General features: G+C 42.4%; 12 protein-coding genes and 2 tRNA genes. 5 read left to right on the top strand and 9 right to left on the bottom strand.

Annotated elements, in window-relative coordinates:
• Positions 1–8: 8 nt before the first annotated feature.
• From HPC41_RS11925 to rocD, 5 genes are all read right to left on the bottom strand, one after another.
• Positions 9–1,271 (bottom strand): right-handed parallel beta-helix repeat-containing protein, encoded by a 1,263-nt coding sequence (locus HPC41_RS11925; RefSeq protein WP_172394238.1) that lies wholly within the window; start codon positions 1,269–1,271, stop codon positions 9–11.
• 89 nt (positions 1,272–1,360) lie between these two features.
• Positions 1,361–4,144 carry a TonB-dependent receptor gene (locus tag HPC41_RS11930; RefSeq protein ID WP_172394239.1) on the bottom strand — a complete coding sequence of 928 codons (2,784 nt, stop codon included), beginning with the start codon at positions 4,142–4,144 and terminating at the stop codon, positions 1,361–1,363.
• Between the two features lie 206 nt (positions 4,145–4,350).
• Entirely contained in the window at positions 4,351–5,973 is a 1,623-nt protein-coding gene (locus HPC41_RS11935; protein WP_172394240.1) for a tetratricopeptide repeat protein, read from the bottom strand.
• Between the two features lie 618 nt (positions 5,974–6,591).
• On the bottom strand, positions 6,592–7,557 hold the full coding sequence (gene rocF / locus HPC41_RS11940; RefSeq protein WP_172394241.1) for an arginase: 966 nt from the start codon (positions 7,555–7,557) through the stop codon (positions 6,592–6,594).
• Positions 7,554–8,819 (bottom strand): ornithine--oxo-acid transaminase, encoded by a 1,266-nt coding sequence (gene rocD, locus HPC41_RS11945; RefSeq protein WP_172394242.1) that lies wholly within the window; start codon positions 8,817–8,819, stop codon positions 7,554–7,556. Before rocD ends, rocF begins: the two co-directional genes overlap by 4 nt.
• A gap of 124 nt (positions 8,820–8,943) precedes the next feature.
• Here rocD and HPC41_RS11950 point away from each other — a divergent pair, with 124 nt between their 5' ends.
• Positions 8,944–9,396, top strand: a complete 453-nt coding sequence (locus tag HPC41_RS11950) for an Lrp/AsnC family transcriptional regulator (RefSeq protein ID WP_172394243.1) — start codon at positions 8,944–8,946, stop codon at positions 9,394–9,396.
• Between the two features lie 64 nt (positions 9,397–9,460).
• Here the strand turns inward: HPC41_RS11950 and HPC41_RS11955 are convergent, their stop codons facing one another.
• Positions 9,461–9,646 (bottom strand): hypothetical protein, encoded by a 186-nt coding sequence (locus tag HPC41_RS11955; RefSeq protein WP_046673540.1) that lies wholly within the window; start codon positions 9,644–9,646, stop codon positions 9,461–9,463.
• Between the two features lie 205 nt (positions 9,647–9,851).
• Between HPC41_RS11955 and HPC41_RS11960 the strand changes: the two genes are divergently transcribed.
• From HPC41_RS11960 to HPC41_RS11970, 3 genes are all read left to right on the top strand, one after another.
• Complete coding sequence (locus HPC41_RS11960; RefSeq protein ID WP_104382080.1) at positions 9,852–10,094, top strand: hypothetical protein; 243 nt, start codon at positions 9,852–9,854, stop codon at positions 10,092–10,094.
• A gap of 100 nt (positions 10,095–10,194) precedes the next feature.
• The gene (locus HPC41_RS11965) at positions 10,195–10,854 is read left to right on the top strand and encodes an NAD(P)H-binding protein (protein ID WP_172394244.1); all 660 of its coding nucleotides are present in this window, start codon (positions 10,195–10,197) and stop codon (positions 10,852–10,854) included.
• Between the two features lie 104 nt (positions 10,855–10,958).
• Positions 10,959–12,371, top strand: a complete 1,413-nt coding sequence (locus tag HPC41_RS11970; protein WP_172394245.1) for an alkaline phosphatase — start codon at positions 10,959–10,961, stop codon at positions 12,369–12,371.
• Between the two features lie 39 nt (positions 12,372–12,410).
• Here the strand turns inward: HPC41_RS11970 and HPC41_RS11975 are convergent.
• A tRNA-Thr gene (locus HPC41_RS11975) sits at positions 12,411–12,483 on the bottom strand.
• A gap of 33 nt (positions 12,484–12,516) precedes the next feature.
• Positions 12,517–12,589, bottom strand: a tRNA-Thr gene (locus tag HPC41_RS11980).
• A 269-nt stretch (positions 12,590–12,858) separates the two neighbouring features.
• On the opposite strand from HPC41_RS11980, the gene clpB reads away from it, so the two are divergent.
• Positions 12,859–15,459: an ATP-dependent chaperone ClpB gene (gene clpB, locus HPC41_RS11985; protein WP_172394246.1), complete on the top strand. Its 2,601-nt coding sequence runs from the start codon at positions 12,859–12,861 to the stop codon at positions 15,457–15,459.
• 70 nt (positions 15,460–15,529) lie between these two features.
• Here clpB and HPC41_RS11990 read toward each other — a convergent pair whose 3' ends face one another.
• The gene (locus HPC41_RS11990; protein WP_172394247.1) at positions 15,530–16,024 is read right to left on the bottom strand and encodes a TlpA family protein disulfide reductase; all 495 of its coding nucleotides are present in this window, start codon (positions 16,022–16,024) and stop codon (positions 15,530–15,532) included.
• Between the last annotated feature and the right edge of the window lie 150 nt (positions 16,025–16,174).

The following is a 16,174-nucleotide window of genomic DNA, read 5'->3' on the forward strand; positions in this document are numbered from 1 at the left end:
TGCGTTAATTAAAATTTGGTACCAAAAGCACCGACATAAGTTGCGGGCTTTGGCGAGGTATATGATAAACCATTGGACAGCAGTAAGCCATCCACAAAATGTGGCTTAAAAGCAGATGTACCGGCCTTTAATGCCGGCGAATTGCCTTGTAGATGGAAATCCCAGGCTGCATCAAACACATAATTATTGACCGAAGTCTCTAAGGGGTAGGCTGTAAATTTAGGATTGTTCTCGCCAGCGATTTTACCTCTGACATCATTGGTACCGTCTACGATATCATTCTTTCCGACCTGAAATTGATCCACTGTCAATTGATCATAGCCATAATACCAATTGTTGCTCGAAACCGAACGGTTATCTTCCGGATTTTTGGCATCACGTTTAACGCCAAACCGCGTATTGGCAAAAATATTGTTATGGATCTCTGCTTTTACGGAAGCTTCCAGCCAGATGGATCCTCCTTTAGCTGTCGGCCTACGCCAACCCGTATTAAGCATGGTGTTGTTATAAACGAAGATATGTGCTTGTGGCGTCCTATCGCCAGAGTTGGACAGTTTCAGCGCATTGGTATTGACACTGTAGACCAAATTGAAAGCCACATCCGCCAGAGAGCCCGATTTAAAGTTCATCGCCTCGCCCCCGGTTACCCCATTCGAAAAGAATCGGTTGTTGGCGAAGATAATTTTGCCCCCTTCAATATAAGTACAGTCTTCATAAAAATGACTGATCGTACTATTTTGAACAATCAATTTTCCTTCCACATTGGAAAACCACAAAGCAGGCAGCGCTTCCCCCGCTTTCTGTTTGTATAGCCTCATTTTCACCGAAGTCGATGCATCCGACGTAACCGCGCCACCATATTCTAAATACGCATTATCCAAAACCAGTTCCTTACAGCTTGGCGCTGCCAAAATACCGCCCCAAAGTTTTCCAAATTCGTTTTCTTTGGTTTTATAAGAATCCTCCACCGTAAATTTCACTGGGCTCTCGGCTGTACCCAGCACATACAGGTTGCCCAAGACAACTATCTCAGGCTTATTGTCCGGGTCCATCAGCACCGTTACACCCTCCTCAATGGTCAGCGACTTTCCTTCGGGAATAATGATATCCCCCGTGATACGCTGCACCGTACCTTTGCTCCATATGCCCGCTACCTCACCTATCGCACTACCATTGGCATCGGAAGTGTCCACATCGCTATTTGCTTTCTCACAAGCCGTCAACCCTACCATCGCAAGGGAAATGAGCAGTATAATAAAGTTATTTTTCATCTGTAAATATTTTTTCCGTCATCGTTCTGATGAGCGTTCTTTGTTTAAATTCAATGGGATTATTTCTCGTAAACAGTCCGCGCTGACGCTTATTTCTTAAAAGAATAACGTAAACCAAGAATGTAGTTCTGACCATATAGATCCTTACGGATAAGCGTGTTGCCACCTTTCACTATTTTCTCAGCGATCTTATCATTTTCTGGATTTGTCCCCTTTATATAAAGTTCCATGGGCGTGTTCAACAGGTTATTCGCTTTGGCAAAAACCGCCCAGCCCGCTTTGAACTTCTTCTCTATGGAAGCATCCAGCTGGATAAATCCTTTCTGCCATAAATCGGCATTTAAAAATTCCGATACCGAATTGATCCGCGAACCTGTATAAGATCCAGCCAACTGTCCCTCCCAACCCTTGTTTGCATCCTTATAAAGCAAAGACAGATTGGCAATATGTGCTGCCTGTCCATGAAGAGGCCGTGTCTGATCCATCAGAATGGGATCCAGATCCTGTGTGACCTCATTGATCACCCGTGATTTTTTCGGTGTGGTGATCCGTGAATGGGTATACGTATAATTGGCTTTAACACCGAATTTTTGGATATATTTGATAAAATCCAGCTCTACACCAAAATTATTTGCCGTTCCAAAATTACCCGGCATATAGTACACATCCTGTCCGCGAATTTCATCGGGCTGAAAGGTATATTCGATCGGATTTTTAATCCTCTTATAGAATAATCCGGCAAGAAATTGCGATGAAGGCTCCGGAAATAGCTCATAACGTAGGTCAAAATTATCCGCTAGTGCATGTTTCAAATCCGCATTTCCGCGTTCCCAGAATTCTTCATTTAATACCCGCGATGGCACCACTTCATAGAACCCCGGGCGATTTAATGCACGATAATATGCCCCATGAAGCTGCTGCTTACTATCCAGGTGATATTTCATGGTCAAACTGGGCAACCATTCGGTATAGGTCCGGGAGCCCTCCGGTCTTTCTTCACCATCTGGAAACAACAATTTATAACCCTGATTAGTGCGCTCCATCCGTATACCACCGATCATTTGAATTATATCATTCTCGTAGTTGAACATCCCGTAGGCAGCGGTGGTTTTCTCGCTCGCATCGTAGGTCAGCGGGTTCCGTACGGCACCCGTCGGATTGCTAACTGTGAGATTCAAATCGGTATAGTCCTGATAATCCACCCCATATTGGTACTTCGCTTCACTGGCGATTGGAGACAGATTGTAATTGTTATAGAAACTGCTCCGTTGTTTGTCGCGATATAAGCCACCGGTCGACAGTTCCAGTTTGTTCTTCGCCAACGGCACCTTATACGCAAGATCCCAATATCCGGCACGGTCATCGTCCGTATTCCGCTCCCAGCGATAGGTCACCGGAGACCTATTGACCAACGAAGTCCGTCTGCGTTGAAAATTCTCTTCGATACCATCCAAACTAATTGTCGTATTCTGCGGCAGTTCATTACGAGCAGATGACAGCACGCCGGACCAGCGGAAATTCAGGCGGTTATCCAAAAAATGATGATCTCCCTGTAGATTACCATTGTAGATCTGCTGCTCGGTCTTTCTGGTCCGGGTCACATAAGTCAGTTCAGACTTGCCGATACTTGGATCATACTGTCCATTATAAATTGTATTGACCGCATCGCGCAATTGCAGATTATTCAAGTTCACGTACATCTGGTAAAAACTCAGCCGATGATTGGCATTGAATCGGTAGTCTATCTTGTTGTGTACACCCAGACGCTGCTGCTGCTCATCATATTGCCGGTCACTCTTTTCGGTGATGATCGCATTCGGATTAGTATTATTGACCGAAGATTTGTAAAAAATGGAATGACTGCCACGGTAAAGATTTTGGTAGCTGAGCCCTAATATCACCCCCAACTTATCATTTAGGTAACGATTCCCAAACGTCACATTACCAACAAGATCCGGCATCGGTTTCTTATACGTATAGTCTAATGTACCTTTATCAAAATCAGCGTCGGTGGCATTGTAATTTTTTCCATGCAGTTCATAGGGCGACTTTGACGAAACAGCTCCGCTGGAGAAGCTGCCAAAATCGCGGTTAAAATACCGCTGGCTGTAACCTGTGGCCAGATTGGCCTGAAAGAATAGTTTACGCGGTGCGGATTTCATCACCATATTCACGACACCACCGATGGCATCTGCCTCCATATTTGGTGTCAGCGATTTGTAGACTTCCAATCGTTCCAACATATCGGAAGGGAATAGATCCAGAGGTACGTAGCGGTATTTATTGTCCGGACTGGGTACTTTCACGCCATTGACCAAAGTCGTATTATAGCGTTTGTCCATTCCCCTTAAAATTGCATACTGTCCCTCGCCATTTGAATTGCGTTCGATTGAGACGCCCGAAACACGTTGCACAACATTTGCCACCGTAATATCCGGAGAGATCTCAATTGCCCTGGCCGATACCACATTCATGACCTGTGAAGCATTCTTTTCCAGTCGGCGGGCGCTTGGATCGTCATCACCACCGTTGCGCTGTCCCTTGATCGTTACCTCCATTAAGGTCTGCTCGCTCGAAGTAAGCTGAAACGTAAAATGAGGGGTATTTTCTTTTTTTATCTCAATCTCCCTGACGAGTTCCGCATAGGCCATATGTCGGATATGTACTTTATCCATGCCTGCTGATAATCCTTTGAATTCAAATGAACCATCTAGCTGCGTCTTGGTTGACAGACCACTTTGTTCGAGGAACACGGTAGCACCGACAATAGCTTCCCCTGTTTGTCCATCCAGGACTTTCCCCTTGATCTTGGTCGCATAAGCGGCGCTGATCGAAATGCTGGAGGCAAGCAATACCGTTAAAACATTTTTCATTTTTAATAGATTATTATGAATCTTTGATTGTTGCCACAAATATGAAAGCCTACAACAGATTCACAAAATCTTTGGCGTTACAAGAAAGAAACACGCCAAAACCTAGGCTAGACGAGAGGGAAACAACAGATAGCAAACAGCTGAAATAAAGATACTTACTAAAAAAATAAACGCCATTAAAGTTCAATTACCCTTATGTTAAGAAATTATGAAATACGGAACAGATACCCAGCGAGATCCTCGCTCTGTTCCAATTTTAGTTTTTTCCTTAAGCGGTGTCTGGCCACCCGAAGGCTATCCTGGGAGATCCCCAGAAGGATTGCGATATCGGTATTGTTGAGATTGATTTTCAGCAATGCGATCAGACGCATATCGGCGGCCGTCAGATCGGGAAACAGCTTGATCAATTTTTCAAAGAAACTATGATGTACGCGCTCAAATGTGCCCATAAATTCTTTCCAATGAATGCCCTGTGTAATGTGCTCACTGATTTGTTGAACCATGCGTTGCATAGGTTTCTTCTGATCCCTTCGATCATCTTTGACTAGAGCCTTCAACTCGTCCCGCAGTCCCTCCAGAAATTGGTTGCTACGGATGAGGTTAAGCGTATGTGATGTCAGTTCTTTTTCCTTCAGGGTCAGCTCCTGTTTGAGTTGTTTGTCTTCCAACAATTGGTTTTTGAGCGCTATTTCAGCCAATTCGCGCTCGGCTTCCTGCTTCCGTGATTCGGCAATCTGGGTTTTGATCTTTATTTTTTGCCGGCTATAGAGTACGTAGGAAAGTATGCTTAATAGAATCAATACGAGTATCGTACCCAATAGCAAGATGGAATTCATCCGTTTGTTGGTCTGCAATTTCTCTATTTCCTCCGCCTTTTGGTTCATATCATACAGTGCCTGAAAAAAAGCCGTATGGCGGGCGCCATCCACACTGTATAGTTCCAGTACCAGTTTTCGGCTCCGTTCTGCGTAGAAATAAGCACTATCCATCTGTCCGCTTAAAGCGTATGTTTTACTGAGGTCTTTTGTCGTTGATGCCATCTGATAGACATCGCCAAGGTTTTCAGCTAAGCGAAAAGCAAGTTGGGTCAATTGAATACTTTCAGGATATTTATTTGTTTTTCGAAAGATATCCCCCATGTTATTGATGATCACAATCTTTCCATAATTGTCCTGCGTTTGCTCATACAAATTTCTCGCCTTTTCAAAATGTGCATAAGCGCTGTCATATTTGCCCAGATCCTCATAGATACTGCCCAGGTTTTCATGAATCTTGGCTTCACCGTTGCGGTTCGTCTGTTCACGATAGATCGCCAAAGCCTGCTTTTGATAAACAAAGGCCGAATCGTAATGTCCCTCTTTTTCAAAAAGATGCCCGATATTCCCTAAGACTGAAGCTTCACCATTTCGGTCATTTTCACCTTTGAATGTGTGCAAGGCTTTGTTAAAATATTCTTTCGCGACATGATGTTGTTTATTGAAAATATTGAGTTCGCCAATATCTGTCCAGTTGGATGCCAGTGATTGCTTTGCATTGATCTGCGTGTAGATACGGTCCGCCTGGAAATAATAATCCTGTGCCTGAGCGTAATGCCCCTGATTGACACACAACCAGCCGATCGCCTGTAAACAATTTCCCTGAAGCATTAAATCACGGTCATTAACGGCTTTTGCATATTGTTTTTTCACTAAGGTAATTGCTGAATCTGGATAATTTTGACTCAATATTCGGATTTCCTTAAATGAATCCACTTGCGCCGTCGCCAACTGTGACAAAAACAGTTGCCCCAGAAGGACGACCGAAAATATGATTTTATTAAAAATTCTCATTTTTGCAGTAAATAATTGCCCAGCAAATTTAAGTGGAAACATGTTAAGAAAATATTAAATCCGATTAAACTTAATATGGTGCAAAGAACAAGCTACATCGCGACCTCAGGATAAGACAAAGCATACTTTTTCTTTGGTATTCTTCTGCTTATTCTTTACCTATTCTTTGTTGTTTCTTTACCTATTCTTTGTTGTTTCTTTGCCTATTCTTTACCGTTTTTAGGCCATTTCTTCGTACCTCCTTCGGACCTTCTAGGGACTTGGTTTGCTGTTTCTTTGCTTATTCTTTGGTATAATACCAAAGAAACAGCCTTCAATGGTTCATGTTGGACATACCTTGCTAGCAACGAAGACTCTACCATAAACGAAAAAGGGTCTAATAAAAGTAGGGACGAACTGGTTGAGATGGAACTTTGCCCTGGCTCCAATCAGGAGGCCACCGTGAAAACAGAAAAAATAAGGGGTGTCCGATCTTAGCATCGAACACCCCTTAGCAGCTATTGATTTGTTAAATATTAAAGCTGGCGCAATACAGAATCTTTTACTTAGTTGCAGTTAACATACAGCTGACGTAACGGCTAGCTTAAGCGATCGATCGCAACAAAGTCGTGCTACAGATCAATACCCAGATTTAAGCTCAATCAAAGGTGTTATCCGTTCTAAAATATCAAAAGCGACCTCGGCCATCTTATTTCCTTTATTGTCCAGCAACGGATTTACTTCGACAATCTCGAAACAGGTTACTTTTCCCGAACGGATGATTTCTTCCAATATCAGAACGATTTCCTTCGGCATAAAGCCTTTGGGGACCGGTGTCCCCGTACCGTCCGAAATCAATTCACTATCCATGCTATCCACATCAAAAGAGATATAAATCATATCGCAGTCCTTCAAATTGGCCAATGCCTCGGCAACACAGTCTTCGATGCTCCGTTGACGAATTTCTTCGACACGGTAATTTTTCACACCCAAACGCTCAATCAGCATATCCTCAGGCTCTTCGGTATCCCGAACGCCAAAATAGATTAAATTCGTAGGCTGAATCTTCTCGGCCGGACCAGCAATACGTTTCAGCTTATTCCAGAATTCCTCTGTTGATTGATCAATTTCATTAATCTTACAAGACAGATTATCTTCATTCAACATGGCTGCCAAAGGCATCCCATGCATATTGCCGGAAGGCGTTGTATAGGGCGAATGAATATCCGCGTGGGCATCAACCCAAATCACCCCCAATTTTTTATCTGGGTAAGCCGACTTAATCCCACTGATTGTGCCCATTGCCGAAGAATGGTCGCCCGAAAATACCAGCGGGAAATTACCAGCCGACAGACTGTCCTCCACAGTGGAAGCCACTTGCTTACATTGCTCGTAAATCTGCTGAATATGTTTACCAAAAGGATGATTATCATTTTGATAAATGGAACTATTTCGGGTAGGCACATCCACAAAGGGATAATTGATAAAGTACTGACTCCCTTTGTTGATTGCCGCAATTTCAATAGCATCAATTCCTAAATCAGAACCCCTGGTACCCGCACCAATATCTGATCTGTTTTTGATCAATTCAATCATTTTCTTCATCGTGCAGTCACATTAGTCAACGATCGCTCGATTATTTCCAGACAGCTGTTGATCTGGCTTTCGGTAATAACTAAAGGCGGAGCCAAACGAATTTTGTTGCCATGGGTAGGTTTTGCCAGCAAACCATTCTCCTTAAACTCCAGACAAATATTCCATGCCAGGTCACTTTCTTCACTGGCATTGATCACAATGGCTGTCAATAGTCCTTTACCCCTAACCTCGGTAATGATATCCAATTTAGTGGCAATCTTCCGTAATCCTTGCAGAAATAGATCGCCCATTTGGCGTGCATTCTTGACCAGATCTTCATCCAGCACGACCTGCAATGCCTCCATAGCGACTGCGCAAGCCAAAGGATTACCACCATAGGTAGAGCCATGCTCACCGGGTTTGATACATAACATAATCGCATCATCTGCCAACACCGCAGACACCGGCAATACACCTCCGGATAGGGCCTTACCCAATATCAATACATCTGGCTTACTTGCACTGTTTACATCGTCAATGGCATAAGATGCCAGCATACTTCCGGTTCGCGCGATACCCGTCTGAATTTCATCCGCAATAAAGAGCACATTATAAGTGCTACACAACTGGCGCACACATTTTAGATAATCCGCATCTGGAACCACAATACCCGCTTCGCCCTGAATAGGCTCCACAATAAATCCGGCAATATTTTTATCCTGTTTGAACAGTACTTCCAGTGCTTCGATATCATTGTAGGGCACCAAGGCAATCCCTTCCACAAATGGACCGAAATCATTGGTCGCAGTCGTATCGTTTGAAGCAGATATCACCGAAATGGTACGTCCATGAAAATTATCTTTGGCAAAAACTATTTTAGCTTGATTCTGTGCTATACCCTTCACTTGGTACGCCCACTTACGACAGAGTTTCATCGCCGTCTCAACAGCCTCTACACCAGAGTTCATGACCAGCGCTTTATCGAATCCGAATAGTTTGCAGATCATTTCTTCAAAATCGCCTAATTTATTGTTATAGAAAGCGCGTGAGGTCAAGGTTAACTTTTGGGCTTGGTCCGTCAATGCAGCAATAATCCGCGGATGACAATGTCCTTGATTGACTGCTGAATAGGCGGATAGAAAATCAAAATAAGACTTACCGTCAACATCCCAGACCATAACACCAGCTGCCCGTTCCAACACAACTGGTAAAGGATGATAGTTATGTGCTCCATATTTTTCTTCCTTGGCCACGAATACTGCGCTATTTCCTTGTTTAGATACTATACTCATAATTTGGATTTTATTTTCAAATAATAACAAATATACAATTTTTACTATTTTTAAGATAAAACAAAGTAATTTAACACTAAATTAGCGTTAAAATATTAAAATTAACTTTCATACCTACATAACAATGAACGGCATTGATGAATTTGACCTTCAGATTTTAAAATACTTGGATGCAGATGGCCGAATGGCCTATTCCGCAATTGCTACTGCATTGGGTGTATCCAACACCATGATCCATCAACGGATCAATCGCTTAATGGAACAAGGCATACTGACCGGTATAAAACCTGTATTGGATGAAAAAAGATTAGGTTATGACTGGGCAGCTTTTACGGGTTTGAGCCTTGAAAAAGATCATGACTCAGGCCGTATTATTGCGGAATTGAAAAAAATACCTGAAGTAACGGAATGTTATTACATCACTGGAAATTATACCTTGTACATTAAGATTATTGCCAAAAACCATGAGCATATGCGCCAGTTGCTTTATGAAAAAATTGACAATATTCCTGGCATCGCTAAAACAGATTCGCTCATCGAATTGGGTTGCGCTTTTAAACGCAATATTATCCTTTAGCAACAACTGCTCGTGCAACTGGTCTTGAATCTACAGCAACAACAATGGATTCAGGACCTTATTGTTACTTGCCGATATTTGCCAGCTCTTCTTCTGTCCAATAAATTAATTCCCGCAATACATACACGTTTTCATAACTTCCCAATCCATCTATATAATCCCACAAATCACCCTCAACTTTAACCGGCCTACCATGATGCAGTATATCGTATCCATTGTCCAACCAATTTTGTATCTGCTCTTTATCCATATTTATATAATCTTATTGTTAATATTTACATTAAATGATCACCTCAAATATAAGGCATTTTTATCAGGGAAATAAAGCTGCTCAACAAGAAAATTAAAATCCAGCATTTGATTAAAACATAGACTTCTTTATTAAGTTTTTCTGGCTAAAATAACTGATTTAAGATTAAATAAGGTATATTCGTATGAAACCAAATTGCATAATTATGGCAGATTTTTTCTATGTTGGCTATGAAGGTGAAGACGAATTGCTCGAACTCGTAGCGGTATCAACCATCCAATCCCTCCTCTATTTTCAAGACGCCGATCAAGAAGATTTTACAACAATAAAAACATCCATTGATCAAAACTTTATTGTTGAGGAAGATCTGATCACTGTGGCCGATACCTTGCGACTGGATCAATCCATAGTACGCTTCACTCCCGGGAAACCAAACTATAAAGATTAAGTTTCCGGTATAAATCTAGGCTTAGTAACAGTAACAATATCACGATAATGAACAGGATTACCTGCGCATCATTTGGTATGGAACGAAAAAAATAAACAACATGAGAGCAGTCTTAATTGGCGGATCTGGCGCAACCGGAAGAATACTTGTGCAAGATTTATTGAAGTCAACGGAATTTACCGAAGTTGTCGTCCTCCTGCGTCGCAAGACATTTGACGAACAGCCCAAATTACAGCAGGTTATTGTGGATTTCAACAAGCTACAGGAATTTGAACAGTATATTCGGGGCGATGTCGCGATCTCCTGCCTTGGCACCACAGCCAAAGATGCGGGCAGCAAAGACGCCCAGTGGAGAGTGGACCATGATCTCAATCTACAATTTGCAGCTTTGGCCAAGAAAAATGAAATCCCTTGTTTTGTATTGCTGTCGGCAGTCAATGCTGACGCTGGTTCGAAAATTTTCTATAATCGAATGAAAGGAAGCTTAGAACAACATATTAAGGCACTTGATTTCCGCAAGCTTATTATTGTACAACCCGGCGGTTTAATCCGTCCAAACACAGACCGTGTAGGTGAAAAGATTGGCATAAGTGCATTAAAAGCCTTTAACCGCATTGGCCTTTTCAAGGCTTACGAAGCACTTCCTGTTGCAATTGTAGCCCTGGCTATGTTCCAGGCCATTCGTAGCTGTAAAGGATCCATCAACATCATCTCTGTAAAAGACATCAAACAATTAGCAGAAAAAGCAGATCAGCGGTAACCGCAATACCAGTGGGTGTATAAAGAACATTCATAATAATGAATTAACAATTAGCTAATGCTAGCTTGTTAATTTGCGGACATTTATTATTATTTATCACACTAATGAAAAAACACTTTTTATTCCTCTTTCTCTTTGCTTTTATCCAGGTATTTCCAGCTTTTAGCCAAGAGGCAAAATATATCTTTTACCTGATCGGTGATGGAATGGGCCTCAATCAAGTCAACCTGACTGAAATACACCGTGCCGAAAGCCAGCAAAAAAATAACCCCATACCGCTTGTGTTTACGCAGTTTCCCCATGTTGGTTTTGCTTCGACACATTCACAATCCAACGGCGTTACCGATTCCGGAGCTGGCGGTACCGCACTTGCCGTTGGCAAAAAGACAAAGAATGGTGTTATTGGCATGGACAGCACCGGAACAGTTGCGTACAAAAGTATTGCTTATGCAGCCAAAGAAAAAGGAAAGAAAGTCGGCATCATCACAAGTGTGAGCATTGACCATGCCACGCCAGCTTCGTTTTATGCCCATCAACCCGACCGGGGTATGTACTACGAAATCGGAAAAGAAATTATCAGCTCCAATTTTGACTTCTTCGGCGGATCCAATTTCTTAAAACCTGAGACTAGCTTTGACAAAAGGACGGTACCTTCCCTTTTTCCACTATTCAAAAAAGCAGGATACCAGGTTTTGAAGGGAAAAGATGCCTATACGCAATACCCGCGCAAATCTGATAAAATTATCCTCATGAACACCGAGGGAACGGCAACTGATGCTTTAAAATATGCCATAGATCAAAAGCCCGCAGACCTAAAGCTAGCCGATATTACTGCAGCAGCTATCCAATCGCTGGAACTGAATAACAAAAATGGTTTCTTTTTAATGGTCGAAGGTGGAAAAATAGACTGGGCATGCCATGCAAATGATGCTGCTACCACCATCCAGGAAGTCCTGGACTTTAATTCCGCTGCGGAACTGGTCTTTGAATTCTATAAGCAACATCCCAATGAAACGCTTATTGTCGTGACAGCAGACCACGAAACAGGTGGATTGGGTATCGGCAACGGTAGCTCGACATTAAAAACTAAATTGCTGACCAACCAAAAATTATCGCATGCCAAACTGTCAAATGAGATCGGTAATCTGCGCAAAAGTAAAGCAAATGCTTCCTGGGATGATCTGAAAAACTTACTTTCGATACACACAGGGTTGTATAATCAAATAAAAGTGAATACAGATGACGACAAAATGCTAAAAGAGGCCTTTCAGCGAAGCTTTGTCGATCATCAAAATGAAACCGCAAAAAGTCTGTATGCAAGTGATGACAAAATCGCTGCTTTAAGTATCGCCATATTGAACCGCATGGGCTCAGTAGCCTGGGCTTCCAACAACCATTCGGCTGCCTATGCCCCTGTCTACGCCATAGGCGTGGGCGCTGAACAGTTCAATCAGAAAATGGACAATACCGATATACCGAAAAAAATAGCAATAGCTGCCAAGCTAAGTCTGGATTAAAAACAAAAAATCCCCAGGATAATTCCTGGGGATTTTTTGAGCCTCTTATCGGGATCGAACCAATGACCTACTGATTACAAGTCAGTTGCTCTACCAGCTGAGCTAAAGAGGCTTTTTAAAGAAGTTTGATGAGTAACACTCGAAGAGCCTCTTATCGGGATCGAACCAATGACCTACTGATTACAAGTCAGTTGCTCTACCAGCTGAGCTAAAGAGGCGTTAACTTCTTTTCAATCGTTAAAACGGCTTTCCGTTTTAAGATGCTGCAAATATCGAAAGCCTAAATCAAAAATACAAGTCTACTGAAATAATTTTTGCCCATGACAGCCCAAATAATTATAAATCAACATCATTATTTTTGTACCCTGAAAATTTGTCACGATTCAATAAATATTAATGCCATTTTTTCCGAAATATCCCGTAAAACCTGAATGGCATTTCAATTGTTATATCTGATGCATATCAACAGAACTTTAATTAGTAGAGCATGAACTTTAACAATTACACAATCAAAGCCCAGGAAGCTATACAAAAAGCTTCGGAGATTGCTGCTGGAAATCAGCAACAGGCAATTGAAACGGCACATATACTAAAAGCATTACTTACTGTAGATGAAAATGTTGTCAGCCATTTATTAAAGAAATTGAACGTCAACATTACTTACCTTGGCACTGAGCTTGACAAGCAAATCGAGCGTTTCCCAAAGATAAGCGGAAGCAATATCTATCTCAGCAGTGGTGCCAACAACGCACTACAAAAAGCGCAGGGCTATCTCAAAGAATTCAACGACGAGTTTGTATCCGTTGAGCATTTGCTATTGGGCATACTGGCCACTTCGGACCAGACATCCTCCCTATTGAAATCGCAAGGGGTTACCGAAAAAGACCTAAAGACAGCCATTAAAGAATTGCGTGGCAATAGCCGGGTGACCGACCAAAATGCAGAAGCCACTTATAACGCATTAGGCAAATACGCCCGTAATCTAAACGAGTATGCTGAATCCGGCAAACTCGACCCGGTCATCGGCCGGGATGAGGAAATCAGACGGGTCATGCAGATCCTTTCGCGACGTACCAAAAACAACCCCATACTTGTTGGTGAACCTGGGGTTGGTAAAACAGCTATTGCTGAAGGAATTGCCTATCGAATCATTAAAGGCGATGCACCGGAAAACCTCAAATCCAAAATTGTTTTTTCTTTGGATATGGGTGCCCTAGTCGCCGGAGCCAAATACAAAGGTGAATTTGAGGAACGTTTAAAGGCTGTTGTCAAAGAAGTAACTGATTCTAATGGCGAGATCATCCTATTCATAGATGAAATCCATACCTTGGTCGGTGCCGGTGGCGGTGAGGGCGCAATGGATGCTGCAAACATTTTGAAACCGGCCTTGGCCAGAGGTGAACTGCGTGCTATTGGGGCCACTACACTCAATGAATATCAAAAATACTTTGAAAAAGATAAAGCTTTGGAACGTAGATTCCAAAAAGTCATGGTGGAAGAGCCGGACACTCAGGACGCCATTTCCATTCTTCGGGGATTAAAAGAACGTTATGAAACACACCATAAAGTGCGGATCCTCGATGAGTCGATCATCGCCGCAGTGGAACTGTCACAACGTTATATTTCAGACCGCTTTTTACCGGACAAAGCAATCGACCTAATCGACGAAGCAGCATCTAAATTGCGCCTGGAGATGGATTCCGTGCCGGAGGCCGTCGATGAATTGGAACGTCGTATCATGCAGCTGGAGATCGAACGGGAGGCATTAAAACGTGAAAATGACGATAAGAAGGTGCAGGAATTGTCGGAAAGCATTGCCAACCTATCTGCCGAACGCGATACACTGCGTGCTTCTTGGCAGGAAGAGAAAAGTTTGGTCGACAATGTAAACCAAGAAATTGAAAACATTGAGAACTACAAACTTGAGGCCGAACAGGCTGAACGTTCCGGTGATTACGGCAAGGTAGCTGAACTACGTTATGGACGAATCAAAGAAGCGCAGGAAAAAGTGGAGAAACTCAAAGCTGAGCTGGCCGAAAAACAGGAAAGCAAGCGGATGCTCAAAGAAGAGGTGACCTCAGAAGATATCGCCGATGTTGTTGCCAAATGGACAGGTATCCCCGTCAGCAAAATGATTCAGTCTGAACGTGAAAAACTCCTGAATCTGGAAGAAGAGCTTCACAAACGGGTAGCGGGTCAAAACGAGGCCATTGAAGCCATTTCAGATGCGATCCGTCGCTCTAGAGCTGGACTGAACGATGCGAAGCGCCCTATAGGTTCATTCATTTTTCTCGGCACAACAGGGGTCGGGAAAACGGAGCTCGCAAAAGCGCTGGCCGAATTCCTCTTCGATGATGAGCAATCCATGGTGCGTATCGACATGTCGGAATATCAGGAGAGACATGCTGTCTCCCGTTTGATCGGTGCGCCCCCGGGATATGTCGGTTACGATGAAGGCGGTCAGCTCACAGAAGCTGTACGTAGACACCCTTATTCGGTTGTATTACTCGACGAAATAGAAAAAGCACATCCAGATGTATTTAACATCTTGCTACAGGTATTAGATGATGGCCACCTTACGGACAACAAAGGTCGTACGGTTAATTTTAAGAATACAATCATAATCATGACCTCCAATACGGGTTCACATATTATCCAAGAGAATTTTAGTCATTTGGATGATGACAACAAAGAGGAGATCATTGCAAAAACACGCACTGAGGTCTTTGAATTACTTAAACAGTCGATCCGACCAGAATTCTTGAACCGAATCGACGAGGTGATTATGTTTACACCATTGAGCAGAGATGAAATCGCTGATATTGTCAGACTCCAATTTGCGCATGTCCAAAAACAATTGGCTGAACAAAATATTTATATTACAGCCTCAGACGATGCATTGGACTGGCTGGCACAGCTCGGCTATGATCCGATCTATGGAGCCAGACCATTGAAACGTGTCATTCAGAAACGTATTCTGAATGAACTTTCCAAAGAAATCTTATCCGGCAAAATAAGCCGCGATTCGATTATACAGCTGGATGTCTTCGATGGACAATTCGTCTTTATCAATAAACAGGAACAATAATGCCCGATTGCCCATAAAACAAAAGCCCTGCGAATCAAGCGGGGCTTTTGTTTTATGGGTAAGGTCTTGTTTAATTCGAAACTCCTACGGCTTTAAGTAATTCCTTTACCTCATCTTCTCCATCAAGATGTTGCAGCAAGGTTTTGGTTTTTGCATCATAAATATAAAGGGATGGATAATTACTGGGGCCAAATTTTTCAATAAACTGTGTCCCGCCATCAAACAAAAACTTCACATTGGCCACCCCTTTCAGTGCTTTGGCATGCATATTAATAAATCCATCCACATAGACCTTATCGTTCATCGAGATAAAATAAAAACTAACATTTTTGAGCTTCTGTAAATTCTGTGCGATACCTGCCCCCATCTTTTGGCAATGCCCACAGCCTGGATCATAAAAATCCAGCACGATATAGCCTGTTTTAGGCAATTGATCCGAACTGAACTTGCCTTGCCGATAGACCTCATCAAATGTAAATGCCGGCATTGTTTTTGGCGCCTGAGCAAACAAGGGATTAAAAACAAAAAACGTGCACGCAAAAAAAAGAGAGCAGAGTAATTTCATGTTAAAGAATTTTAAACCGACTATGAATATTCGATTAATTTCAATCAATAATACTTAAAAATAGGCTTCTATTCGTCAAAATTTTAGTTTTTTTACAAAAAATGTGTAAGTTTGGACTAATTTTTAAATCGATCAAATCTATTAACACTC

The organism is Sphingobacterium prati, from assembly GCF_013167215.1.
Taxonomy (GTDB): domain Bacteria; phylum Bacteroidota; class Bacteroidia; order Sphingobacteriales; family Sphingobacteriaceae; genus Sphingobacterium; species Sphingobacterium prati.

Excerpts from the sequence above, each read along its gene's own strand:
- clpB (WP_172394246.1), top strand. The coding sequence starts at position 12,859 with ATGAACTTTAACAATTACACAATCAAAGCCCAGGAAGCTATACAAAAA.
- HPC41_RS11990 (WP_172394247.1), bottom strand. The coding sequence starts at position 16,024 with ATGAAATTACTCTGCTCTCTTTTTTTTGCGTGCACGTTTTTTGTTTTT.
- HPC41_RS11960 (WP_104382080.1), top strand. The coding sequence starts at position 9,852 with ATGGCAGATTTTTTCTATGTTGGCTATGAAGGTGAAGACGAATTGCTC.
- HPC41_RS11955 (WP_046673540.1), bottom strand. The coding sequence starts at position 9,646 with ATGGATAAAGAGCAGATACAAAATTGGTTGGACAATGGATACGATATA.
- HPC41_RS11970 (WP_172394245.1), top strand. The coding sequence starts at position 10,959 with ATGAAAAAACACTTTTTATTCCTCTTTCTCTTTGCTTTTATCCAGGTA.
- HPC41_RS11930 (WP_172394239.1), bottom strand. The coding sequence starts at position 4,144 with ATGAAAAATGTTTTAACGGTATTGCTTGCCTCCAGCATTTCGATCAGC.
- HPC41_RS11950 (WP_172394243.1), top strand. The coding sequence starts at position 8,944 with ATGAACGGCATTGATGAATTTGACCTTCAGATTTTAAAATACTTGGAT.
- HPC41_RS11925 (WP_172394238.1), bottom strand. The coding sequence starts at position 1,271 with ATGAAAAATAACTTTATTATACTGCTCATTTCCCTTGCGATGGTAGGG.
- HPC41_RS11965 (WP_172394244.1), top strand. The coding sequence starts at position 10,195 with ATGAGAGCAGTCTTAATTGGCGGATCTGGCGCAACCGGAAGAATACTT.
- rocD (WP_172394242.1), bottom strand. The coding sequence starts at position 8,819 with ATGAGTATAGTATCTAAACAAGGAAATAGCGCAGTATTCGTGGCCAAG.
- rocF (WP_172394241.1), bottom strand. The coding sequence starts at position 7,557 with ATGAAGAAAATGATTGAATTGATCAAAAACAGATCAGATATTGGTGCG.
- HPC41_RS11935 (WP_172394240.1), bottom strand. The coding sequence starts at position 5,973 with ATGAGAATTTTTAATAAAATCATATTTTCGGTCGTCCTTCTGGGGCAA.